Raw genomic sequence first — 22,044 nt, 5'->3', positions numbered from 1 at the left:
GTTCCGGGCACGTTCACAGGCTGGGCCGGGGCGGTCGGCGAGGTGCCCGACTGACGCCGCACGACCTGTTCTCGGCGTTCGTGGGACGTGTGCCGTGCTCGGGTCGTGCGTCGTGGCCGGGAGCGGGCGGGCGGCGGCCCGTTATGGTCCAGACCATGCTTGAGGTCATCGCTCTCGACGCGGACGACGCCGTCGCCGCCCAGGCCGGTGGAGCGCACCGGCTCGAACTCGTCACCGACATGGCCGCCGACGGCCTGAGCCCGTCCCCGGCCCTGGTCCGCAGCGTGCTGGCCGCCACGGACCTGCCGGTCCGGGTGATGCTGCGGGACGCGCCGGGGTTCGCGCCCAATTCCCCCGACGGGCTGCGCCGGGACGCCGCCGCGCTGCGGGAGGCGGGCGCGTCGGAGTTCGTGCTGGGCTTCCTGGACGCCAAGGGCTGGGTCGACGTGGCCGCGTGCACCGCGGTGCTGGGCGAACTGCGTGGTTGCAAGTGGACGTTCCACCGCGCGCTGGACAACTCCGCCGACCCGGAGGCGGCGTGGGGCGTGGTGGCCGGGCTGGGCTGCGACACGGTGCTGGCGTCCGGTTCGCCGCGCGGCGTCGCGCACGGCTTCGCGGTGCTGGAGCGGCTCGCGGCCCGCCAGGACGAGGTGTCGCTGCTGGTCGGCGGAGGACTCCAGCCCGAGCACGTCGCACCGTTGAAGGCGGTCGGGGTGACCGGGTTCCACGTCGGGAGCGCGGTCCGGCCCGGCGGGTGGGCTGCGCCGCTCTCCGCCGACGCTGTCCGGACCTGGGCAAATCTGGTCTAGACCGCTTGTCGATTCGGACACTACCATCCCCGTTGCTTCCCATGAAATAGCCGTTGCAGATGACGCAACATTGCTGGAGGGGGTTCGGAAGATGCGGGTAGCCAAGAGGGTGGCCGCCGTGGCGGCAGGCCTGGCCGTCACGGTGCTGGCCACAGCCGGGCTTTCCGGGTGCGCCCCGGTCCAGTCCGGTCCGGCCGCGACCGGAACCGATCAGCAGACCGGGCAGCTCCGCGTCTGGCTGTTCGACGAGGTCAACCGGGGCCCCAAGGAAGCCGTCGTGAAGGAGGCGGTGACCGAGTTCCAGAACGCCCACCAGGGTGTCACGGTGGACGTGCAGTACATCCAGGTGCAGTCGCGCGCGGAGCGGTTCAAGGCCGCGTTCAGCGACCCGAAGAGCGCGCCGGACGTCGCCGAGTTCGGCAACACCGACCTCGCGGGCTACGTGTCGGGCGGTGGGTTCGCCGAGCTGGACCTGTCCTCGTGGGCGGAGGCGAAGGACCTGCTGCCCACCGTGGCGGACACCGGCAAGGTGGACGGCAAGACCTATGGCGTGCCCTGGTACGTGGGCATCCGGGCGCTGTACTACCGGACGGACGTCTTCACCGAGCTGGGCCTGAAGCCGCCGACGAAGCTGGACGAGATCGCGCCGCTGGCCCGGCAGATCCGCGCCGCCAAGCCCGACCTGCTGGGCATCTCGGCCGGCGGCAAGTACACCTACGCCGCGATGCCGTTCGTGTGGGCCAACGGTGGCGACATCGCCCGCGAGGACGGCGGCAAGTACGTCTCCACCATCGACAGCACCGAGTCCAAGGCCGGTCTGCGCCAGTACACCGAGCTGATCTCGGACGACATCTGCCCGCCTGCCCAGTGCGCGGGCAACGGCGGCGACGCGAGCGTCGAGGCGTTCCGCGCCGGCAAGGCGGCGATGGTCATCGGCGGCGACTTCAACCGCAAGTCGGTCGACGCCTCCACGGCCGCCGGCAAGTACGCCGTGGTGCCGGTGCCGGGCACGACCGCCGGCTCGATCGCCCCGGCGTTCGCGGGCGGCAACCTGCTCGGCGTGATGAAGGGCTCCGAGCGCAAGACGCTGGCCAACCAGTTCCTCCAGCTGCTGGGCGGCAAGCAGTACCAGCGCAAGATGTTCGACGCGATGGGCAACATGCCGACCTTCGGCGACGTGCAGAACGACCTGGCCAAGGCCAACCCGGTGGTCGAGCCGTTCATCAAGACGCTCAACGCGGGCACCAAGTTCGTGCCGGTGACCCCGAACTGGGCCAAGATCGACGCCCAGGCGGTGCTGCCGACGCTGCTGCAGGAGGTCGCGGCGGCGGGCAACGACCTGGACACCGCGGCGAAGAAGGCGGCCGACGCGATGAACGCGGCGTTCAGTTCATGATGCGTGCCACCAAGGGTGACGGGCGGATCGCCTTCGCCTACCTCACCCCGGCGCTGCTGCTGCTGGTCGGGCTGCTGGGCTACCCGATCTACCAGCTGGTGCTGATCTCCTTGTTCGACTACGGCCAGGAGCAGGTCAGCGGCGGCGTGCCGCTGACCTTCCTGGGCCTGGAGAACTACGCGAACCTGCTGGCGGACGCCAAGTTCTGGTCCGTGCTCGGGCAGACGGTCGGGTTCGCGGCGGTGTGCGTGATCGGGACGCTGGTGGTCGGTGCGGCACTCGCCGTGCTGGCCACCAGGGTCCGCACCTGGGCGCGGCTGACGCTGTTCCTGGCCGCGCTGGGCGCGTGGGCCACGCCGGCGGTCGCCGGGTCGACCATCTGGCTGTTCCTGTTCGACGCGAACTTCGGGTTCGTCAACGAGGTGCTCGGCACCACCGGGTTCTCCTGGACCTACGACCGGTGGGTGGCGTTCGGGCTCGTCGCGGCGCAGGTGATCTGGTGCTCGTTCCCGTTCGTCATGGTGACGCTGTACGCGGGCATCAAGGCGATCCCGGGCGAGGTGCTGGAGGCCGCCGCGCTGGACGGCGCGTCGGCGCTGCGGACCGCGCGGTCGGTGATGCTGCCGCTGCTGCGGCCGTTGCTGATCGTCGTGACGATCCAGTCGATCATCTGGGACTTCAAGGTGTTCACCCAGATCTACATCATGACCAACGGCGGCGGGATCGCCGGGCGCAACCTCGTGCTCAACGTCTACGCGTACCAGCAGGCCTTCGCCGCGTCGGAGTACGGGCTGGGCGCGAGCATCGGCGTGGTGACGACGGTGCTGCTGCTGCTCGTCACGCTCGGGTACCTGCGCGCGCTGAAGAAGTCCGGAGAGACGCTGTGAGGCGGGGCATCGCCGAGGTCGTCACCGTGCTGATCGCCGGTGTGGTGGCGTTCCCGCTGTACTGGATGGTGTTGACGGCGCTCAAGCCCGAGTCCGAGGTGATCTCCGCGGACCCCCGGCCGTGGACGCTGGCGCCGACGTTCGACAGCTTCGTGCGCGCGCTGACCGTGCAGAGCTTCGGGCGGTACCTGGTGAACAGCCTCGTGGTGGCGTTCGCCGTGGTGCTGATCAGCCTGCTGATCTCGTTCCTGGCGGCCACCGCGCTGACCCGCTTCCGGTTCCGCAGCCGGACGACGCTGCTGGTGATGCTGCTCGTGGTGCAGATGGTGCCGGTGGAGGCGCTGACCATCCCGCTGTTCTTCATGATGAAGTCGGTGCGGGACGTGGTGCCGGTGTTCGGCCTGAACCACCTGGGCTCGCTGGTGCTGGTGCACCTGGCGTTCAGCCTGCCGTTCGCGATCTGGATGCTGCGCGGGTTCGTCGCGGCCGTGCCGGTGGAGCTGGAGGAAGCCGCCACGCTGGACGGGGCGTCCCGCTTCCGGTTCCTCTGGCAGGTGCTGTTCCCGCTGGTGGCCCCCGGTCTGGTGGCGACCAGCGTGCTGTCGTTCATCCACGCGTGGAACGACTTCCTGTTCGCCAAGACGTTCATCATCTCGGCGGCGGAGAACCAGACGCTGCCGCTGGCGCTGCAGGTGTTCGTCAAGCCGGACCAGAACGACTGGGGCGCGATCATGGCGGGATCGACGTTGATGACGATCCCGGTGCTGGTGTTCTTCATCCTGGTGCAGCGGCGGTTGGTCGCGGGACTGGCGGGAGCGGTGAAGTCGTGATTCTTCCTCGACCGGTGTCTTTTTCCCGTGGAGACGGGGAGATCGAGTGGGACGGCGCGGTGGACGGCCGGCTGTCGCTGGACGGCCCGTCGGGCTCGTACCGGCTGACCATCGGCCCCGACGCGTCCGGTAAAGCCGGCTCGTCCGGTGCGGCCGGCGGGTCGGGTGCGGCCGGCAGGGCGGGGGTCCTGGTGGAGGCTGCGGACGAGGCGGGCCTGTTCTACGCCCGGCAGACGCTCAAGCAGCTGGCCGGGCCGGACTCGTTCCGCGCCGCGCCCATCCGCAGTGGTCCGACCCGGCTGCCGGTGTGCGTCGTCGAGGACTCGCCGCGGTTCGCGTGGCGGGGCGTGATGCTCGACGTGGCACGGCACTTCCTGCCCAAGCACGACCTGCTCCGGTACGTCGACCTGCTCGCGGTGCACAAGCTGAACGTGCTGCACCTGCACCTGACCGACGACCAGGGCTGGCGGTTCGAGTCGAAGCGCTACCCGAAGCTGCACGAGGTCGGCGGCTGGCGGCCGTCGTCCCGGTACGGCGACCGGCGCAGCGGCGGCCAGACCGGGCGTCCGCACGGCGGCTACTACACGCAGGACGACCTGCGGGAGGTCGTGGCGTACGCGGCGGCGCGGCACATCACCGTCGTGCCGGAGATCGACGTGCCCGGCCACAGCCAGGCCGCCATCGCGGCCTACCCGGAGCTGGGCGTGTCCGGTGGCGGCGTGTGGACCGACTGGGGCGTGAACCCGAACGCCCTCAAGGCCGACGAGCCCACCGTGGACTTCTACCGGAACGTGTTCGACGAGCTGCTGGACGTCTTCCCGTCCGAGATCATCGGTCTCGGCGGCGACGAGGCCGAAGGCGGCGACGGCCGGTTCGTCCGGCGGATCGCGCAGCACCTGGTGCGGCGCGGCCGGCGCCCGCACGGCTGGGACGAGGTGCTGGACGTGGGTCCGCTGCCCACCGGCACGGTCATCGCGTCCTGGCGCGGCGAACAGGCCGGGCTGACCGCGTTGGAACGGGGCCACGACGTCGTCATGTGCCCGGAGGGGCACGTCTACCTGGACTACCGCCAGGCCGACGACCCGAACGAGCCCATCCCGGTCGGCACCGTGCTGACCTGGGAGGACGTCTACTCATACGAGCCGGCGGCGGCGGATCGGGTGCTCGGCGCACAGACGAACGTGTGGACCGAGCACCTCGACTCCCCGAGGCGGCTGGACTACGCCGCCTTCCCCCGGTTGAGCGCCTTCGCCGAAGTGGTCTGGAGCCCCGCACCCCGTGATCTCGCGGAGTTCCGGACCCGGCTGGTCGAGCACCACCTGCCGAGGCTGGACGCACTGGGCGTCGAGTACCGGCCCCTGTCCGGTCCCCGTCCCTGGCAGATGCTCCCCGGTGTGCCCGGCTTCCCCCGCTGAACACACCCCTGGTCGAAACGGTGGAACGCCGTGCTGTCCGGGGCACGACCCCGGACAGCACCCCCGGTGTCGGACGTCAGTCCTCTTCGGGCATGAGGATCCACGCCGCGAGGTAGAGGATCGCGCCGGCGCCGAACCCGAACAGGGTCGCGGCGACCAGCAGGATGCGCAGCAGCGCGGCGTCCACACCGAGGAGCTTGGCGACGCCGCCGCACACACCCGCGACCATCCGGTCGTTCCGGCTGCGGCGGAGCTTCTTGACCTTGTCGGTGGCTTGGTTGAGCACGTCGTTCGTCATGGCTCAATAGTGCTGGTCAGGACGCCGTGGCACATCGGGGACGGACCCTGAACCCGCCCTCGGGGTAGAACCACGACCTCCTCCGGGGGCGGTTCCGGCGGAACACCGTCAGGGGACGGCCGATCGTGGGTTGGCCGACCGTGGGCAGCCGGTCGTGGGTCGGGCGGTGGCGGGCCGGGCGGTGGCGGGCCGGGTAAGTGCGGGCTGCGCCGTCACGGGCAGGCGGTGGTCGATCATGCTCGGAGGCCGCGGAGCCCGTCCTGCGCGGACTTGGCGGCAGTGGTGCCGTCGCTGATGTGCAGGATCGCGTCGGCGGCGTCGAGGGTCGTCTCGTCGAGGGGGAAGTAGCCCTGCGCGGGGGTGGTGTCGGTGCGCGTGCGGGCGGAAGTGACCGCGGTGGGCGTTGTCAGGCCCCAGCCGGTGACGCGACCTTGCAGGGAACTCTCGTAGGTGCCCGCCTCGGGCTCTCCGAGCCCGAGGGCTTCGCTGCGGCCCAGGCTGCCGGCGACGAAGGTGTACTGCTCGTCCGACAGGCACTCCACGACCGCGCCGGCGCCGTACCAGCTGACGTCCATGTCCGCCGGCCGCCAGGTGCTCAGGCTTCGCCGCAGGTGGAGGTTGTGGGCGAAGACCAGGGTCGCGCCCCGGTGGGCCTCGACACCCCGGATGTCGAGGAGGTTCCGGGCCATCAGCGCGTCCCGGGTGGCGGACAGGAGGGATATCCGCGCGCTCTGTTCGAGGCGTACCGCCGCCTGCCGGTGGTAGCGCAGCAAGCCGAGACCGGCGGTGAGGTGCGTCCTGGCCCGCAGCCACTCGGCGCGTGATGTCGCCGCGACCAGTTCCGGTGCGCGCGCGTAGAGCGAGGTGAGCATGTCGTCGGCGACCGATCGCAGCCTGTCGGCCTCGGCTGTGGCGCCGACCGACATGGCCGGGTCCATGATCGCCTCCGTGCGGCTCCACCGTTCTTCGTCACCGGCGAGGGCCGCGAGATCGAGGTCGATTCCCAGGTAGTCGCGGGCGTGTTCGAGGTACCGCTGCGGACTGGGTGCACTCATCATCTCCGTGGAGACGTCGAAGCCGTGGAACGCCAACCGCTCCTCCGCGGGGCGGTTCTCGTTGTAGTCGCGCATCCAGGCGACCAGTTGCCGATTGGCGTCCAGCTCCCCGAAGCCGTGCGAGAAGCCTTCGCCCATCGCCGCGTCGAGGGTTCCCACGCCCCGCTGGACGAAGTCGTCCACGGTGAGCGCAGCCACGCGATCGGTCTCCAGTGCGATCGACCGGAAGCCGCGGTCGACCAGCCGGGCGAACAGCTCGTTGCGGACCCACGCGAACGCCGGTTCCTGGTGCGTCGGCTCACCGAGCGCCAGCAGGTCACACGACGCGGTCACGAAGTCTCGAATGTCCTGACTCATGAGTCTCAACCGTATCTTTGAAAGAACGGTTGAGGCTTTGGCGGCATCGGCCGTCGAGCCGTGCGGTAAAGTCTCAAACCGGTGAAAACCTTGCGACCGGCCGACCTCGCGCGCGAGCACGGCATCTCCACCCAGGCGGTCCGCAACTACGAGCGGGACGGGTTCCTCCCGCCCGCCGACCGCACGCCCAGCGGCTACCGCATCTACACCGAGGTGCACGCGGTGGCGCTGCGCACCTACCTCTCGCTCATCCCGGCCCACGGCCACTCGGCCGGGGGCCGGATCATGAACGCCGTCCACGACGGCGGGCTCGACCACGCCCTGACGATCATCGACCGCGGCCACAGCCAGTTGCTCCGCGACCGGGAGACCCTCGACGCGGTGCGGAAGGCGGTGGGCCACCTGACGGCGGAGCCCGACGCCGCTCCGGACCGATCGGCAGCCCCCGACACCCGGAGCATCGGCGAACTCGCACACCGGCTCCGCGTCACCCCGGCGACCCTGCGCAACTGGGAGAGCGCCGGCATCCTCGCCCCCGCACGAGACCCGGCCACCGGGTACCGCGTCTTCCGCGCGACCGACATCCGCGACGCGGAGCTCGCCCACCTCCTCAGACGCGGTGGCTACCCGCTGGAGCACATCTCCACCGTGGTGCACCGGATCCGGACCGCCGGGGGGACGGACACGCTGTCCGGTGCCCTGGCCGACTGGCAGCGGAAGCTGACCGCGCAGGGCCTCGCCATGCTCCACTCGGCCACTCGGCTCAGCCACTACCTGAGCGTGCTCGACGGTGGGCGCGGGCGGTCCGGTGGCGGACTGCCGGGGTGGCCCCGCGCTATGTTCGGTCCGTGACGCCCGAGGACCTGGCTGCCGAGTTGGACCGCGTCGGCTACCTGCCGGACGCCGGCATCGCCACGGCCGCGTTCCTGGCGTGGCGGATGCACCGGCCGCTGTTCTGCGAAGGGGAGCCGGGCACCGGGAAGACGTCGCTGGCGTTGGCGCTCGCGCAGGCGTTGGGGCTGCCGCTGATCCGTTTGCAGTGCCACGAGGGCATCGACGCGACGCAAGCCCTGTACGACTGGGACTTCCCGCGACAGTTGCTGCACCTGCGTGCCCTCGAAGCCGCCGGGCCGGTCGACGCCGACCAGGCCGAGGCCTCCCTCTACACGCGGCGGTTCCTGCTGGCCCGGCCGTTGCTGCGGGCGCTGGAGGAAGCGCCGTGCGTGCTGCTGGTGGACGAGGTGGACCGCGCGGACGACGAGTTCGAGGCGTTCCTGCTGGAAGTCCTGGGCGAGAACGCGGTCACCATCCCCGAGCTCGGGGTGGTCCGGGCGCAGACGCCGCCGCTGGTCGTGCTCACCTCCAACCGCACCCGCGAGGTGCACGACGCGTTGAAGCGCCGGTGCCTCTACCACTGGCTCGAACACCCCGACCTCGCCCGCGAGGTGGCCATCCTGCGACGGCGGCTGCCGGGCATCGGCGAGCGGCTGGCGCACCAGGTCGCGTCAGCCGTGCGGCGGTTGCGCGAACTGGACCTGCTCAAGCCGCCGGGTGTCGCGGAGTCGCTGGACTGGGCGGAAGCCCTGCTCACGCTGGGTCGGACCGAGCTGGACGCGGAGAGCGCGGCGGCCACGCTCGGTGCCGTCCTGAAGTACCGGGAGGACGCCCGACGCGCTCTTTCGGCCGGTGTGCCGGCGACACCTCCCGGGAGCACAATCGCAGGATGACCGGCGCCGGGTCGCTGACCGGGCTCGTGGGGTTCGCCCACGTGCTGCGGCGGGCCGGGGTCGGCTGCGGACCGGAGCGGGTGCAGGCGTTCCTGCGTGCCGCCGGGTTCGTCGACCTGTCGTCGCGGTCGGCGGTGTACTGGGCGGGACGCGTGACGCTGTGCGGTGAGCCCGACGACCTCGCGCGGTACGACGCCGCGTTCGCCGCCTGGTTCGGCGGGGTGGAGCCGCGGGTGCCCCGGCGGGCCGGGGTGCGTGCGTCGTCGGTGGCCGCGTTGGGGGACGGACAGCTGCGGGAGGGCCGGTCGCGGCGGTTGGCGGTGGCGGCCAGTGACGCGGAAGTGTTGCGGCGCAAGGACATCGCCTCGTTGAGTCCGGGGGAGCGGGCGCACCTGCGGGAGTTGCTGGCCCAGTTGCGGCCGGTGCCGCCGGTGCGGCGGGGGTTGCGGCGGCGGCCGGCCAGGCGGGGTGGCGTGGATCCGCGGCGGACGTTCAAGGCGATGCTGGCGTCGGGTGAGCCGACCCGGCCCCGGTACCGGCAGCGGACCGCTCGGGCGCGGAAAGTCGTGTTGCTGGTCGACGTGTCCGGATCGATGAAGCCCTACGCCGACGCGTTGCTGCGGTTCGCGCACGTCGTCGCGCGGCGGATGCCGGTCGAGGTGTTCACGCTCGGCACGCGGTCGACCCGGGTGACCCGGCAGCTGCGGCACCGCGATCCCGAGCAGGCGTTGGCGGCTGCCGCACGGGCGGTGCCGGACTTCGAGGGTGGTACGCGGCTGGGGGAGACGGTTCGGGCGTTCCTGGACCGGTGGGGGCAGCGGGGTGCGGCTCGGCGGGCCGTGGTGGTGGTGTTCTCGGACGGGTGGGAACGCGGTGACCCGGCGTTGCTCGGGGAGCAGGTGGCACGGCTCAAGCGGTTGGCGCACAAGGTCATCTGGGTGAACCCGCACGCGGGCAAGGACGGGTACGCGCCGGTGCAGTCCGGGATCGTGGCCGCGCTGCCGCACCTGGACCGGCTGCTCGCCGGGCACAGCCTGGACACCCTGCGCCGACTGCTGGAGGAGGTCGGCCGTGCGTGAGTCGTCGGCTGGGTGGACGCGTCGTGCCGGCAGTCCGGGGAGGTCGGCCGTACGTGATGCCGTCGCCCGGGCGCGGCGCGCTGTGCTCCCTGATCCGGGACCGTCGTGCCGGGCGCTGTTGCCCGGACGGGACGTGCTGTGCTGCTCTGTGAGGTCGGCGGCGCCTGACGCCGCCGGATCGGACACGTCGTGTCGTCTGCTGGAGGAGGTCGGCCTTGCGTGATGTCCTCACCGAGCTCGCCCGTCGCGTCGCGGCGGGGGAGACGGTCGGTGTCGGCACGGTGGTGGCGACGTTCAGCTCCGCCCCGCGCCCACCCGGTGCGGCGATGCTGGTCGGAGCCGATCAGGCGGTGGTCGGTTCGGTCTCCGGCGGCTGCGTGGAGGGCGCGGTCTACGAGTTGGCGCGGGAGGTCGTGGCCACCGGCGTGCCGGTGCTCCAGCGGTACGGCGTCAGTGACGACGACGCGTTCACGGTGGGTCTGACCTGCGGCGGGATCATCGACGTGTACGTGGAGGCGGTGGACCGGGACGGGTTCCCGGAGCTGCCCGAGGTGCTGGAGACGGTGCGGGCCGAGGAGCCGGTGGCCGTCGCGACCGTCGTCGAGCACCCCGAGTGGGTGGGTAAGCGGCTGGTGGTCTGGCCGGATCGCGTCGCCGGGAACGTGCCGTCGGCGCGTGCGCGGGACGCGATCGCCGACGACGCGCGGGGGCTGCTCGCCACCGGGCGGAGTGCGACGCTGCACTACGGACCGGACGGGCAGCGGCGGGGCGAGGGCATGGCGGTCTTCGTCAACTCGTTCGAGCCGCCGCCCCGGCTGCTGGTGTTCGGCGCGATCGACTTCGCCGCCGCGATGGCCAGGCTGGGCGCGTTCCTCGGCTACCGGGTCACGGTGTGCGACGCGCGGCCGGTGTTCGCGACCGCGAGCCGGTTCCCGGAGGCGGACGAGGTGGTCGTGGACTGGCCGCACCGGTACCTGGCGCAGCAGGCCGACGCCGGGAAGGTGGACGGGCGCACGGTGGTCGCGGTGCTGACCCACGACCCGAAGTTCGACGTGCCGCTGCTGGAGGTCGCGCTCCGGCTCAAGCTCGGCTACGTCGGTGCGATGGGGTCGCGCCGCACGCACGACGACCGGTTGCGCAGGCTGCGCGAGGCAGGCCTGACCGAAGGCGAGCTGGCCGGCCTGGCCTCGCCGATCGGGCTGGACCTCGGGGCGCGCACGCCCGAGGAGACCGCGGTGTCCATCGCCGCCGAGATCATCGCGTTGCGCTGGGGCGGAGGAGGTGAGCGGCTCACGCGGACGGACGGCGCCATCCACCGGGATGGCTGAACCGTGATCCGGCACCGCCGGGGCCTTGTTCGACGCGACGACCGGTAGCACGCTCTGTTGTGACCCCCATCACCACCACAGGCTTGGAGGGTTCATGCGGATCACCGTCACCGTGGACGGGGTGGACTACAGCGACGAGGTCGAACCTCGCACGCTGCTGGTCCACCACCTCCGCGAACGACTCGGCAAGACCGGAACGGTCGTGGGCTGCGACACCGGCAACTGCGGCGCGTGCACGGTCCACCTGGACGGTCACAGCGTGAAGTCGTGCGCCGTGCTCGCCGTGCAGGCGAACGGTCGCGAGGTCACCACCGTCGAGGGACTCGCCCGCGACGGCCTGCTGCACCCGGTGCAGCAGGCGTTCCACGACAACCACGCGCTCCAGTGCGGGTTCTGCACCCCCGGCATGATCATGCAGGCCATCGACCTGCTCGCGGACGACCCGGACCCGGACGAGGACGCCGTGCGGCACGGCCTGGAGGGCAACCTCTGCCGCTGCACCGGCTACCAGAACGTCGTCCGCGCGGTCCGCGACGCCGCCCGGCGGATGAGCCCGGGCGCCGGCCCCGACGTCGAACGCGTGGACGAGCGGGCCGTGGTGGAGCGGGCGCCCCTGCACACCGGCGGTGGGGAGTGACCGCCACGGCCGAGCCCGAGGTCGGTCGGGCCCGGCGGCGCAAGGAGGACGCCCGGCTGATCACCGGCGCCACCAGGTGGACGGACAACATCCAGCTCGCCGGGATGCTGCACATGGCCGTGCTGCGCAGCCCGGTGGCGCACGCGCGCATCACGTCGGTCGACGTCACCGCGGCCGTGCGGATGCCGGGCGTGCTGGACGTGCTGACCGGCTCCGACCTGGCCGACGAGCAGGGCAGCCTGCCGTGCGCGTGGCCGATCACCGAGGACATGCTGGCCCCGCCCGCGCCGTCCATCGCGGTGGACGAGGTGAACTTCGCCGGCGAGGCGGTGGCGCTGGTGATCGCCCGCACCGCGTACGAGGCGCACGACGCGCTGGCCGCGATCGACGTCGACTACGAGGACCTGCCGGTGGTGCTGGACATGGCCGCCGCGATCGAGGACGGCGCCGACCTCGTGCACCCCGACCTGGGCACGAACAAGAGCGCCACCTGGGTGTTCGACTCGGCCGAGGCGGGCACCGGCACCGACGTGGACCGGGCCGTCGCGTCGGGCGAGGTGGTGGTCGAGCGGACGTTCCGGCAGCAGCGGCTGATCCCGGCGTTCATGGAGCCCCGCTCGGTGGTGGTCGACCCGACCTCGGACTCGGCCACCATGTGGTCCTCCACGCAGGTGCCGCACGTCCTGCGCTGGATGCTGTCCGCCGTGCTCGGCATCCCGGAGCACAAGCTGCGGGTGATCGCCCCGGACGTGGGCGGCGGGTTCGGCGGCAAGCTCCAGGTCACGCCGGAAGAGGTGCTGACCCTGCTGGTCGCCCGCCGGCTCGGCAAGCCGGTGAAGTGGACCGAGTCGCGCACCGAGTCGATGCTGTGCGCGCACCACGGCCGGGACCAGGTCCAGCGGATCACCCTCGCGGCGCGCGCGGACGGCACCGTCACCGGGCTCAAGGTCGACCTGCTCGCCGACATGGGCGCGTACCTGCGCCTGGTGTCGCCGGGCGTGCCGATCCTGGGCGCGTTCATGTTCAACGCCATCTACAAGTTCCCCGCGTACCGGTTCACCTGCACCAACGTGTTCACGAACAAGACGCCCACGGACGCGTACCGCGGCGCGGGGCGTCCGGAGGCCACGTTCGCCATCGAGCGGATCATGGACGAGCTGGCCGCCGAGCTCGGCGTCGACCCGCTAAAGCTGCGGCAGCGCAACTGGATCAGGCACGAGGACTTCCCGTTCACCACGGTCTCGGGTCTCACCTACGACAGCGGCAACTACGAGGCGGCGACCGCGCGGGCCGTGGAGCTGTTCGGGTACGACGCGCTGCGCGCGGAGCAGGACGAACGGCGCGCGAACGGCGACCCGGTGCAGCTGGGCATCGGGATCTCCACCTACACCGAGATGTGCGGGCTCGCGCCGTCCCGCGTGCTGGGCGCTCTGCGGTACGCGGCAGGGGGTTGGGAGCACGCGGCGATCCGGATGCTGCCCACCGGCAAGGTGGAGCTGGTCACCGGCACCTCGCCGCACGGGCAGGGGCACGAGACGGCGTGGAGCCAGATCGTGGCCGACCGGCTGGGCGTGCCGTTCGAGGACGTCGAGGTGCTGCACGGCGACACGCAGGTCTCGCACCGGGGCATGGACAGCTACGGCTCGCGGTCGCTGGCGGTCGGCGGCACGGCCGTGGTGCTGGCCGCCGACAAGGTGTTGGCCAAGGCCCGAACCGTGGCCGCGCACCTGATGGAGTGCTCGGCGGACGACGTGGAGTTCACCTCCGGCACGTTCTCCGTGCGCGGCACGTCGACCACGATGGCGCTGGGCGACGTGGTGGTCGCGGCGCACGTCGCGCACGACCTGCCGGACGGGGTGGAGCCGGGGCTCGACGCGGAGGCCACGTTCGACCCGACCGACTTCTCCTACCCGCACGGCACGCACTTGTGCGCGACCGAAGTCGACACGCAGACGGGGCGGGTGCGGATCCGTTCGTACGTGTGCGTGGACGACGTCGGCAAGGTGGTCAACCCGCTGATCGTGGAGGGCCAGGTGCACGGCGGCGTGGCGCAGGGCATCGCGCAGGCCCTGTACGAGGAGGCCGTGCACGACGAGGGCGGCACGCTCACCACCGCCACGCTCGCCGACTACCTGGTGCCGTCCGCGGTCGACCTGCCGTGGTTCACCACCGACCGCACCGAGACGCCGGCGGAGTCCAACCCGTTGGGCGTCAAGGGAGTCGGCGAGGCGGGCACCATCGCGTCCACGCCGGCCGTGGTGAACGCGATCGTGGATGCCGTACGGCACATGGGCGTCACCGACGTGGAGATGCCGTGCACGCCGATGCGCGTGTGGAAGGCGTTGCAGGGCCGGACGGCCGTCACCCCCGCCACCGGCGGTGTCCACGGCTCCATCGACGCGCGGGGAGGTGCCGGATGATCCCGGCCGCGTTCGACTACGTCGCGCCGTCCACAGTGGACGAAGCGGTGCGGGCGCTGGTGGAGGGCGGCGAGGACGCCAAGGTGCTCGCCGGCGGCCAGAGCCTGCTGCCGGTGCTGCGGATGAGGCTGGCCGCGCCCACGCTGGTGGTGGACCTGTCCGGGCTCACCGAGCTGACCGGCGTGCACGACGACGGCGACTCGCTGCTCATCGGTGCCATGACCACGCACTACGAGGTGCAGCGCGACCACCTGATCCGCGAGCACGCCGAGCTGCTGTGCCTGGCCACGAAGACGGTCGCCGACCCGCAGATCCGGCACCGGGGCACGCTCGGCGGCGCGCTGGCCCACGCCGACCCGGCGGGCGACCTCCCCGCGCCCGCCCTGGCGCTGGACGCGGTCATGGTGTGCCGCGGTCCGGGCGGCACGCGGGAGGTGCCGGCGGCGGAGTTCTTCGTCGGCCACTTCACCACCGCGCTGGCGCCCGGCGAACTGCTCACCCACGTCCGGGTGCCCAAGCTGACCGGCTGGGGCGCGCACTACGAGAAGTTCAACCGGGTCTCGCAGGCCTGGTCGATCGTGGCGGTCGCGGCGGCGCTGAAGGTGTCCGACGGCGTCGTCGCGGAGGCCAGGGTCGGTCTGACCAACATGGGGCCGACACCCGTGCGGGCGCGGGGCGTGGAGGAGGCGCTGGTCGGCGAGCCCGCGACGGCCGAGGCCATCACCACGGCCGCCACCCGGGCCGCCGAGGGCACCGAACCGGGCACGGACGGCAACGCCGACGCCGAGTACCGCGCCCACCTCGCCCGCGTGCTGACCGAGCGGGCCGTGACCGCCGCGGTGAACGCGTGAAGCGCCGCGGTGAACGCATGAGGGTGGACGCATGAAGCTGGAGCACCGGTTCACCGTCCCCGCGCCCGTGCCGGAGGTGTGGGCGGCGCTGCTCGACCCGGAGAAGGTGGCGCCGTGCATGCCGGGCGCCACCCTCACCGGGGTGGAGGGGCGGAAGTTCACCGGCACCGTGAAGGTCAGGCTCGGCCCGGTGAGCCTGCTCTACCAGGGGACCGGGGAGTTCACCTCGGTGGCCGAGGACGTGCACGCGGCCGTGCTCAAGGCGTCCGGCAAGGACACCAGGGGCAACGGCACGGCGTCCGCCACGGTGTCCGTGGCGCTGTCCGGGGTGGACGGCGGCACCGCCGTGTCGGTGGTCACCGACCTGACCGTCACCGGGCGTCCCGCGCAGCTCGGACGGGGTCTGATCAGCGAGGTCGGCGGCAAGGTCGTGGACGAGTTCGCGGTTTGCCTGGCGACCTCGCTCGGGACGGGGGAGGCTGAGGAGGTGACTTCTCCCGAGCCCTCGGCCCGGCCGCGGCTGCGGGCCGTGCCCGACGAGCCGATCGACCTGGTGGAGACGGCGGGCGTCCCGGTGCTCAAGCGGGTGCTGCCGTTCGCGATCGCGCTGGCCGCGCTGGTGTTCCTGATCCGCCGCAGGCGGCACCGCTGAACACGCGCGGCAGGCGGCCGGTGCTCCTCGCGCTGGTCGCCTGCCTCGCCGCGGCCTGCACCGGGTCTCCGGTGGTGACCACCTCGTCCCGGCTGCCGCCGCCGCCCGCGTCGTCCGAGCCGCCGCCGCTGCCGTCGTTCACGCTGGCGGCGGGCGGCGACATCCTGGTCCACCCGCTGCTGACCGAACAGGCGGACCGGGACGGCGACCGCGACTTCGTGCCGCTGCTGGACGGCCTGCGCCCGGCGATCGACGCGGACCTGTCGATCTGCCACCTGGAGACGCCGCTGTCCGAACCCGGCGCGCCGACCTACGGCTACCCCGCGTTCAGCGCACCGCCCGAGATCGCGACGGCGCTGAAGACCATCGGCTACGACAGCTGCTCCACGGCGTCCAACCACACGCTGGACCGCGGGTCGGGGGCCATCAAGACGACCCTGGACGTGCTGGACGCGGCCGGCCTGCACCACACCGGTTCGTTCCGCACGCCCGCCGAGTCGTCGACGCCGTTGCTGCTGGACGCGAAAGGCGTGAAGGTCGGGCACATCGCGTTCACCTACGGGTTCAACGGCATCCCGCTGCCGCAGCCGTGGATGGCGAACCAGCTCTCCGTGGAGGGTGTGCTGGACGCGGCCCGCGCCGCTCGCGCCGCCGGTGCCGAGGTCGTGGTGGCCAGCCTGCACTGGGGCGCGGAGTACCAGCACGAGGCGACACCCGAGCAGCGCGAGATGGCCGCGGCCATCCTCGCCGACCCGGCCGTGGACCTGATCATCGGGACGCACGTGCACGCCGTGCAGCCGATCGAGCGGATCAACGGCAAGTGGGTCGTCTACGGCATGGGCAACGAGGTCGCCCGCCACTCCGAGCCGCGCGGCATCACCGAGGAAGGCATCGTCACCCGCTTCAAGTTCGTCAAGGGCGCCGGCGGCTGGACCGTGGAACACGCCGAGTACATCCCGACCCTGGTCGAATTCGGCCCCCCGATCCGCGTCGTGGACCTGACCAGGTCCCCGGCCACCCCGCGCCGCACCGAGGCCCTCGCCCGCACCGACGGCGTGGTGCGCAGCATGGGCGTTCAAGGACTGGGCCGACCATGACCGCCGCGACGGGTGACGCGTTCGAAGGCGCGGGGGTGCCGGCCGTTCACCGCCGAACGGCGCCGGACTGGGCCTGGACGCGGTCGACGCGTTCCTCCCAGCGGCGGGTGGTGGCCGGGTCGGCGGCGAACTCGGCGAACCGGTCCGGCTCCGGTGCTCCCGCCGGTACCGGCAGCCAGCCGTCCACCGGGCGCAGGGACGCGCTCGCCACGTCGCCGTCCAGCAGCGACAGCGTGCCCAGCCCGCACGCGAAGTCCAGCGACGGCAACGCCCCGGCCAGCGCCAGCCCGGCCGCCATGCCCACCGACGTCTCCACCGCCGACGACACCACGCACGGCAGCCCGCACGCCTCGGCGACCTCCAACGCCCGCCGCACCCCGCCGAGCGGCGCGACCTTGATCACCGCGACGTCCGCCGCACCCGCGACCGCGACCTTCAACGGGTCGTCCGCCCGCCGGATCGACTCGTCCGCCGCGATCCGCACGTCCACCCGCCGCCGCACCGCCGCCAGCTCCTCGATGGACGGACAGGGCTGCTCCACGTACTCCAACCCCTGCGCGGCCCGGTCCAGCTCGCGGATCGCGCGCACCGCCGTGTCCACGTCCCACGCCGTGTTCGCGTCCACCCGCAGCGCCCCGGACGGCCCGAGCGCGTCCCGCACCGCCGCCACCCGCTCCAGGTCGTCCGACAGCGCGGCACCCGGATCGGCCACCTTCACCTTCGCCGTGGTGCAGCCGGACGCGACGACGATCTCGTAGGCCCGTTCCGGCGACACCACGGGGACCGTGCAGTTGACCGGGATCCGGGTCCGCACCGGCGCCGGCCACCCGTCGACCGCCGACTCCACCGCGCACGCCAGCCACGGCACGCACTCGGCGTCCGAGTAGTCCAGGAACGCGCAGAACTCACCCCACCCGCGCGGCCCTTCCAGCAGCACGCCCTCCCGGACGGTGATGCCACGGAACCGGTTGCGCATCGGGATCGAGTAGACGAACACGGCGGAGAGCCTAGAGCGGGTCCAGCGCGGCGACGCGGCGGAGCGCACTGGCGGCGAGTTCCGGGTCCAGCTCTTCCACGGCGACGCGCAGCGCGGCGGCGAACCGGTCCACCCGCCGGTCGAGGTCGGCCAGCGCCCGGGTCTGTTCGGCGATGGCGGCGGCCAGCCCCGGCCGGTTGTCGGCGTGGGCGAGGGCGTCCCGCACCGGCAGGCTGTCCCGCAACGCCACCAACGCCTGCCACAGCAGGGCCTCGACGTGGGCGAGCCGCGCGGAGTCGGCGTGCTCCCGCACCGCGAGGAAGTGCTCGCACAGCTTCCGGGCCCGTCGCCGCTGGTCCGCGTCGTCGAACTGCTCGCAGTGCACCACGTCCCGCTCCGCCGCGGCCACCACCACGTCCCACTCGGAGAACCGTTGCGGCAGCAGCAGGATCGCGCCCGTGAACAGGAACGGCACCCCCGCCAGCAGGACCGCCGACCACCACGAGGGCGCGAGCACCACCAGCGCACAGGCCAACGGCACCGCCACCGCGAGCAGCACCCGCGACCTGCCCCGCCTGGCCCGCTGCCGGGCGAGCCGCACCGCGGCCCCCCGATCGGCGCCCGGCCGCCACACCCACCAACGCGGTAACGGCTTGAGCCGCACCACCACCGTCATGTCCCACCTGACCGTCGGGCCGAAGTCCGGCGATCAACGTAGCGCGGGAGGCGGTCCGGCAGAAGCGCGCTCATCGGTTCGGACGAGCCGATCCCGAGGCCCGGACCCCGGACGTGCGCGGTCAGCCGACCTCGGGCAGCTTGGGGCCGAGCAGGTCGTCCGCGTCGACGATCTTGTACGCGTACCCCTGCTCGGCCAGGAACCGCTGCCGGTGCGCGGCGTAGTCGGTGTCCAGGGTGTCCCGCGACACCACCGAGTAGAAGTGCGCCTGCCTCCCGTCGCCCTTGGGCCGCAACAGCCTGCCCAGCCGCTGCGCCTCCTCCTGCCGCGACCCGAACGTCCCCGACACCTGCACCGCGACCGACGCCTCGGGCAGGTCGATGGAGAAGTTCGCCACCTTCGACACCACGAGGGTGCGCAGCTCACCGCGCCGGAACGCGTCGAACAGCTGCTCGCGTTCCTTGTTCTTGGTCGAACCCTGGATGATCGGCGCGTCCAGCGCCTCGCCCAGGGACTCCAACTGGTCCAGGTAGGCGCCGATCACCAGCGTCGGCTCGTCGGGGTGGCGGTCCAGGATCGCCTTCACCACCGGCAGCTTCGTGCGCGCGGTGGAGCACAGCTTGTAGCGCTCGTCCGGTTCGGCGGTGGCGTACTCCAGGCGTTCGTGGTCGGTCAGCGTCACGCGGACCTCGGTGCACTCCGCCGGCGCGATCCAGCCCTGCGCCTCGATGTCGCGCCACGGCACGTCGTACCGCTTGGGGCCGATCAGCGAGAACACGTCGCCCTCCTGGCCGTCCTCGCGCACCAGGGTCGCGGTCAGGCCCAGCCGGCGGCGGGACTGGAGGTCGGCCGTCATCCGGAACACCGGCGCCGGCAGCAGGTGCACCTCGTCGTACACGATGAGGCCCCAGTCGCGGGAGTCGAACAGCTCCAGGTGCTTGTACTCGCCCTTCGACTTGCGGGTGATCACCTGGTAGGTCGCGATGGTGACCGGGCGGATCTCCTTGCGCTCACCGGAGTACTCGCCGATCTCGTCCTCGGTCAGCGACGTCCGCGCCACCAGTTCGCGCTTCCACTGCCTGCCCGCGACGGTGTTCGTGACCAGGATCAGCGTGGTCGCCCCGGCCTCGGCCATCGCCGCCGCGCCGACCAGCGTCTTGCCCGCGCCGCACGGCAGCACCACGACGCCCGAGCCGCCCGCCCAGAACGCCCGGGCGGCCAGCCGCTGGTAGTCGCGCAGCTGCCAGCCGTCCTCCACCAGCTCGATCGGATGTGCCTCGCCGTCCACGTACCCGGCCAGGTCCTCGGCCGGCCAGCCCACCTTGAGCAGCAGCTGCTTGAGCCGGCCGCGTTCGCTGGGGTGCACGATCACCGTGTCGTCGTCGATGCGCGCGCCCATCATCGGCTGGACCTTCTTGTGCCGGAGCACCTCCTCCAGCACCGCGCGGTCGGTCGAGCTGAGCACCAGGCCGTGCGCCGGGTGGTTGGACAGCTGGAGCCGGCCGAACCGGCCCATCGTGTCCACCACGTCCACCAGCAGCGGCTGCGGGACGGGGTAGCGGGAGAACCGGACCAGCGCGTCGACCACCTGTTCGGCGTCGTGCCCGGCGGCGCGGGCGTTCCACAGCGCGAGCGGCGTGACGCGGTAGGTGTGCACGTGCTCGGGGGCGCGCTCCAGCTCGGCGAACGGCGCGATGGCGGTGCGCGCGTCGTCCGACAGCGGGTGGTCGACCTCCAACAGCAAGGTCTTGTCCGACTGGACGATCAGTGGGCCGTCGGTCACGAGAACGCACTCCTGTCGTTGGCGTACCTCCAGTGTTCCAACCGGGTGCAAGTCGGGCGTCGAGTGTGGGCGGGCGCACACCCCGCGCGCCGGACTCGTTTCGATAACTCGCCGTACACCCGGATGGGTGAGTCGATACCTTCTCTTTTCCCGCTCGCGCGGAATCGCGCGGTCCCACGCGGGTGTCCCCGAACCGAACGAAGGTCACCATGAGCACGGACGCGCCCGCGCCCAACCCGAACTTCCCCCCGGCCCCGCAGCAGCACCAGGAGCCGGAGGCGCCGAAGAAGAAGAGCCTCGTCGTCCGGATCCTGACCGCGGTGGCCGGTCTCCTCGTCGCGGGTCTCGTCATCTACGGCTTCAACTACTTCACCAGCGACGCCGCCCAGTCCAAGGCCGGCGAGTGCGCCAGCCTGACCGGCACCTCGACCAAGCCCGACTTCAAGACCGTGGACTGCGGCTCGGCCGAGGCGAACTACACCATCGCCAAGGTGCTCGACTCGACCTCCGGGAAGTGCGACGGCCAGTACTACGACCAGTACACCGAGACCGCCCGGCGCGGGCCGGACTCGAAGCTGTGCCTGATCCCGACGTTCAAGGAGGGCAGCTGCTACGAGCTGACCAGCAGCACCACCACCATGGGCTACCCGCCCGTGGACTGCGGCAAGGCGGAGGTGCTGAAGCTGGTGAAGCACGTCAAGGGCTCGGACGACGAGTCCGCGTGCGGCGACGGCATGGCGCTGGCGTTCCCGGAGCCGAAGCAGGCCTTCTGCTTCGAGCCCGTGCTGAACTCCTGACCACCGGGGCACCACCTCGCCGGTAGGCCCCCCGAAGCCGAGAGGTTCCCGGCGTGGGCCGCGGCTGAGAACGCCTGATCGCGGGGACGGGTACGCGTGCCGCTACCTTCTGGAGCGTCACGCGCACCCGTCCAGCGAGGATGATCATGAGCAACCAGCCGAACCAGCCCGCCGAGGACGCGCCCGAGCCCGAGTCCGCGGAGGCCGCCGGTCAGGCCGAACCCCAGACCCCGAAGGCCGACGCACCGAAGGCGGACCTGACCGCCGACGGCACCACCGGACCCGCCCCCGCCGCAGCCGGGTCCACGGCCGGTGCCACGCCCGCGCCGGCGGACCCCGCCACCGCGACGCCCGCTGCCGCCGCACCCGCTGCCGCCACGCCGGGCGCCGCCGCCCCTGCCGGCGAGCCGAGCCGCTACCTGACCACGCCCGACGACGAAGGGCACGAAGAGCCCGCCAGGTCCGGCAGCCCGCTCAGGAAGATCCTGATCGCCGCGCTGGCCGTGATCGTCATCGTCGGCGGCTTCTTCGCGGTGCGCTACTTCATGAGCAACAGCGCCGCCGCCTCGGCGGGCGACTGCGTGAGCCTCACCGAGCAGTCCGACAACCGGGCCGACGTCAAGACGCTCGACTGCGGCGACGCCAAGGCCTCGTACCAGGTCGGCAAGGTGCTGGACCAGGCCGACGCGGTCTGCCCCGAGGAAGGCCTGTACACCGAGGTCTCCCCGGCGTCGAGCGTCGGCGACGGCTACAAGCTGTGCCTGCTGCCGAACATGGCCGAGGGCGCCTGCTACAAGCCGGACGAGGGCACCGGGTTCGTGAAGGGCGACTGCACCGGTCCCGACGCGATCAAGGTCACCAAGGTCATCAAGGACTCCACCGACCTGACCCAGTGCCCGGACAGCGCAGGCATGTCCTACCCGGAGCCCGCCGTCACCTACTGCCTGGCACCGGCGGAGCTGTAACCACATGCG

At 72.1% G+C, this 22,044-nt stretch carries 21 protein-coding genes; 16 read left to right on the top strand and 5 right to left on the bottom strand.

Features of this window, described 5'->3' with window-relative positions:
- The first annotated feature begins 155 nt into the window (after positions 1 to 155).
- The 5 genes from FHS29_RS15595 (at position 156) to FHS29_RS15575 (ending at position 5,337) form a co-directional block, all read left to right on the top strand.
- Complete coding sequence (locus FHS29_RS15595; protein WP_246440306.1) at positions 156 to 809, top strand: copper homeostasis protein CutC; 654 nt, start codon at positions 156 to 158, stop codon at positions 807 to 809.
- Positions 810 to 900: 91 nt separating this feature from the next.
- Complete coding sequence (locus tag FHS29_RS15590) at positions 901 to 2,205, top strand: extracellular solute-binding protein (RefSeq protein ID WP_184691350.1); 1,305 nt, start codon at positions 901 to 903, stop codon at positions 2,203 to 2,205.
- Positions 2,202 to 3,092: a carbohydrate ABC transporter permease gene (locus tag FHS29_RS15585; protein ID WP_184691349.1), complete on the top strand. Its 891-nt coding sequence runs from the start codon at positions 2,202 to 2,204 to the stop codon at positions 3,090 to 3,092. The genes FHS29_RS15590 and FHS29_RS15585 overlap by 4 nt, the downstream gene beginning before the upstream one ends.
- Entirely contained in the window at positions 3,089 to 3,922 is an 834-nt protein-coding gene (locus tag FHS29_RS15580; RefSeq protein WP_184691348.1) for a carbohydrate ABC transporter permease, read from the top strand. Before FHS29_RS15585 ends, FHS29_RS15580 begins: the two co-directional genes overlap by 4 nt.
- Positions 3,923 to 3,936: 14 nt before the next feature.
- Positions 3,937 to 5,337, top strand: a complete 1,401-nt coding sequence (locus FHS29_RS15575; RefSeq protein ID WP_312864928.1) for a beta-N-acetylhexosaminidase — start codon at positions 3,937 to 3,939, stop codon at positions 5,335 to 5,337.
- A 76-nt stretch (positions 5,338 to 5,413) separates the two neighbouring features.
- On the opposite strand, the gene FHS29_RS15570 is transcribed toward FHS29_RS15575, so the two are convergent.
- Positions 5,414 to 5,635, bottom strand: a complete 222-nt coding sequence (locus FHS29_RS15570) for a PspC domain-containing protein (protein ID WP_184691347.1) — start codon at positions 5,633 to 5,635, stop codon at positions 5,414 to 5,416.
- A 233-nt stretch (positions 5,636 to 5,868) separates the two neighbouring features.
- A complete protein-coding gene (locus FHS29_RS15565; protein WP_184691537.1) occupies positions 5,869 to 7,047 on the bottom strand; it encodes an erythromycin esterase family protein in 1,179 nt (392 codons plus the stop codon).
- 81 nt (positions 7,048 to 7,128) lie between these two features.
- On the opposite strand from FHS29_RS15565, the gene FHS29_RS15560 reads away from it, so the two are divergent.
- The 9 genes from FHS29_RS15560 (at position 7,129) to FHS29_RS15520 (ending at position 16,838) form a co-directional block, all read left to right on the top strand.
- The gene (locus FHS29_RS15560; RefSeq protein ID WP_184691346.1) at positions 7,129 to 7,899 is read left to right on the top strand and encodes a TioE family transcriptional regulator; all 771 of its coding nucleotides are present in this window, start codon (positions 7,129 to 7,131) and stop codon (positions 7,897 to 7,899) included.
- Positions 7,896 to 8,774 (top strand): AAA family ATPase, encoded by an 879-nt coding sequence (locus FHS29_RS15555; protein ID WP_312864927.1) that lies wholly within the window; start codon positions 7,896 to 7,898, stop codon positions 8,772 to 8,774. The genes FHS29_RS15560 and FHS29_RS15555 overlap by 4 nt, the downstream gene beginning before the upstream one ends.
- The gene (locus FHS29_RS15550) at positions 8,771 to 9,853 is read left to right on the top strand and encodes a vWA domain-containing protein (protein WP_184691344.1); all 1,083 of its coding nucleotides are present in this window, start codon (positions 8,771 to 8,773) and stop codon (positions 9,851 to 9,853) included. Before FHS29_RS15555 ends, FHS29_RS15550 begins: the two co-directional genes overlap by 4 nt.
- A gap of 215 nt (positions 9,854 to 10,068) precedes the next feature.
- Positions 10,069 to 11,181 carry an XdhC family protein gene (locus FHS29_RS15545; protein WP_184691343.1) on the top strand — a complete coding sequence of 371 codons (1,113 nt, stop codon included), beginning with the start codon at positions 10,069 to 10,071 and terminating at the stop codon, positions 11,179 to 11,181.
- 94 nt (positions 11,182 to 11,275) lie between these two features.
- Positions 11,276 to 11,818 carry a (2Fe-2S)-binding protein gene (locus tag FHS29_RS15540; RefSeq protein WP_184691342.1) on the top strand — a complete coding sequence of 181 codons (543 nt, stop codon included), beginning with the start codon at positions 11,276 to 11,278 and terminating at the stop codon, positions 11,816 to 11,818.
- Positions 11,815 to 14,238 carry a xanthine dehydrogenase family protein molybdopterin-binding subunit gene (locus FHS29_RS15535; RefSeq protein WP_184691341.1) on the top strand — a complete coding sequence of 808 codons (2,424 nt, stop codon included), beginning with the start codon at positions 11,815 to 11,817 and terminating at the stop codon, positions 14,236 to 14,238. Before FHS29_RS15540 ends, FHS29_RS15535 begins: the two co-directional genes overlap by 4 nt.
- Positions 14,235 to 15,089 (top strand): FAD binding domain-containing protein, encoded by an 855-nt coding sequence (locus FHS29_RS15530; RefSeq protein ID WP_184691340.1) that lies wholly within the window; start codon positions 14,235 to 14,237, stop codon positions 15,087 to 15,089. Before FHS29_RS15535 ends, FHS29_RS15530 begins: the two co-directional genes overlap by 4 nt.
- A gap of 31 nt (positions 15,090 to 15,120) precedes the next feature.
- Positions 15,121 to 15,741, top strand: a complete 621-nt coding sequence (locus tag FHS29_RS15525; protein WP_184691339.1) for an SRPBCC family protein — start codon at positions 15,121 to 15,123, stop codon at positions 15,739 to 15,741.
- Between the two features lie 20 nt (positions 15,742 to 15,761).
- Positions 15,762 to 16,838 (top strand): CapA family protein, encoded by a 1,077-nt coding sequence (locus tag FHS29_RS15520; protein WP_312864926.1) that lies wholly within the window; start codon positions 15,762 to 15,764, stop codon positions 16,836 to 16,838.
- Between the two features lie 46 nt (positions 16,839 to 16,884).
- Here FHS29_RS15520 and FHS29_RS15515 read toward each other — a convergent pair whose 3' ends face one another.
- From FHS29_RS15515 to FHS29_RS15505, 3 genes are all read right to left on the bottom strand, one after another.
- A complete protein-coding gene (locus tag FHS29_RS15515) occupies positions 16,885 to 17,835 on the bottom strand; it encodes an o-succinylbenzoate synthase (RefSeq protein WP_184691338.1) in 951 nt (316 codons plus the stop codon).
- 10 nt (positions 17,836 to 17,845) lie between these two features.
- A complete protein-coding gene (locus FHS29_RS15510) occupies positions 17,846 to 18,490 on the bottom strand; it encodes a hypothetical protein (protein WP_184691337.1) in 645 nt (214 codons plus the stop codon).
- 121 nt (positions 18,491 to 18,611) lie between these two features.
- Positions 18,612 to 20,273 carry a DNA repair helicase XPB gene (locus tag FHS29_RS15505; protein WP_184691336.1) on the bottom strand — a complete coding sequence of 554 codons (1,662 nt, stop codon included), beginning with the start codon at positions 20,271 to 20,273 and terminating at the stop codon, positions 18,612 to 18,614.
- Positions 20,274 to 20,482: 209 nt separating this feature from the next.
- On the opposite strand from FHS29_RS15505, the gene FHS29_RS15500 reads away from it, so the two are divergent.
- Both FHS29_RS15500 and FHS29_RS15495 read left to right on the top strand, forming a co-directional pair.
- A complete protein-coding gene (locus FHS29_RS15500; protein WP_184691335.1) occupies positions 20,483 to 21,070 on the top strand; it encodes an LppU/SCO3897 family protein in 588 nt (195 codons plus the stop codon).
- A gap of 146 nt (positions 21,071 to 21,216) precedes the next feature.
- Positions 21,217 to 22,035, top strand: a complete 819-nt coding sequence (locus tag FHS29_RS15495) for an LppU/SCO3897 family protein (protein ID WP_184691334.1) — start codon at positions 21,217 to 21,219, stop codon at positions 22,033 to 22,035.
- The last annotated feature ends 9 nt before the right edge of the window (positions 22,036 to 22,044 follow it).

Origin of the sequence: Saccharothrix tamanrassetensis (assembly GCF_014203665.1) — a bacterium.
Classification (GTDB): Bacteria; Actinomycetota; Actinomycetes; order Mycobacteriales; family Pseudonocardiaceae; genus Actinosynnema; species Actinosynnema tamanrassetense.
This window is presented reverse-complemented; position numbering and strand designations above follow the sequence as displayed.

What these genes read in the sequence shown, in the direction of transcription:
- FHS29_RS15525 (WP_184691339.1), top strand. Translation starts at nt 15,121, where the DNA reads ATGAAGCTGGAGCACCGGTTCACCGTCCCCGCGCCCGTGCCGGAGGTG.
- FHS29_RS15570 (WP_184691347.1), bottom strand. Translation starts at nt 5,635, where the DNA reads ATGACGAACGACGTGCTCAACCAAGCCACCGACAAGGTCAAGAAGCTC.
- FHS29_RS15550 (WP_184691344.1), top strand. Translation starts at nt 8,771, where the DNA reads ATGACCGGCGCCGGGTCGCTGACCGGGCTCGTGGGGTTCGCCCACGTG.
- FHS29_RS15510 (WP_184691337.1), bottom strand. Translation starts at nt 18,490, where the DNA reads ATGACGGTGGTGGTGCGGCTCAAGCCGTTACCGCGTTGGTGGGTGTGG.
- FHS29_RS15595 (WP_246440306.1), top strand. Translation starts at nt 156, where the DNA reads ATGCTTGAGGTCATCGCTCTCGACGCGGACGACGCCGTCGCCGCCCAG.
- FHS29_RS15495 (WP_184691334.1), top strand. Translation starts at nt 21,217, where the DNA reads ATGAGCAACCAGCCGAACCAGCCCGCCGAGGACGCGCCCGAGCCCGAG.
- FHS29_RS15590 (WP_184691350.1), top strand. Translation starts at nt 901, where the DNA reads ATGCGGGTAGCCAAGAGGGTGGCCGCCGTGGCGGCAGGCCTGGCCGTC.
- FHS29_RS15530 (WP_184691340.1), top strand. Translation starts at nt 14,235, where the DNA reads ATGATCCCGGCCGCGTTCGACTACGTCGCGCCGTCCACAGTGGACGAA.
- FHS29_RS15565 (WP_184691537.1), bottom strand. Translation starts at nt 7,047, where the DNA reads ATGAGTCAGGACATTCGAGACTTCGTGACCGCGTCGTGTGACCTGCTG.
- FHS29_RS15585 (WP_184691349.1), top strand. Translation starts at nt 2,202, where the DNA reads ATGATGCGTGCCACCAAGGGTGACGGGCGGATCGCCTTCGCCTACCTC.
- FHS29_RS15540 (WP_184691342.1), top strand. Translation starts at nt 11,276, where the DNA reads ATGCGGATCACCGTCACCGTGGACGGGGTGGACTACAGCGACGAGGTC.
- FHS29_RS15500 (WP_184691335.1), top strand. Translation starts at nt 20,483, where the DNA reads ATGAGCACGGACGCGCCCGCGCCCAACCCGAACTTCCCCCCGGCCCCG.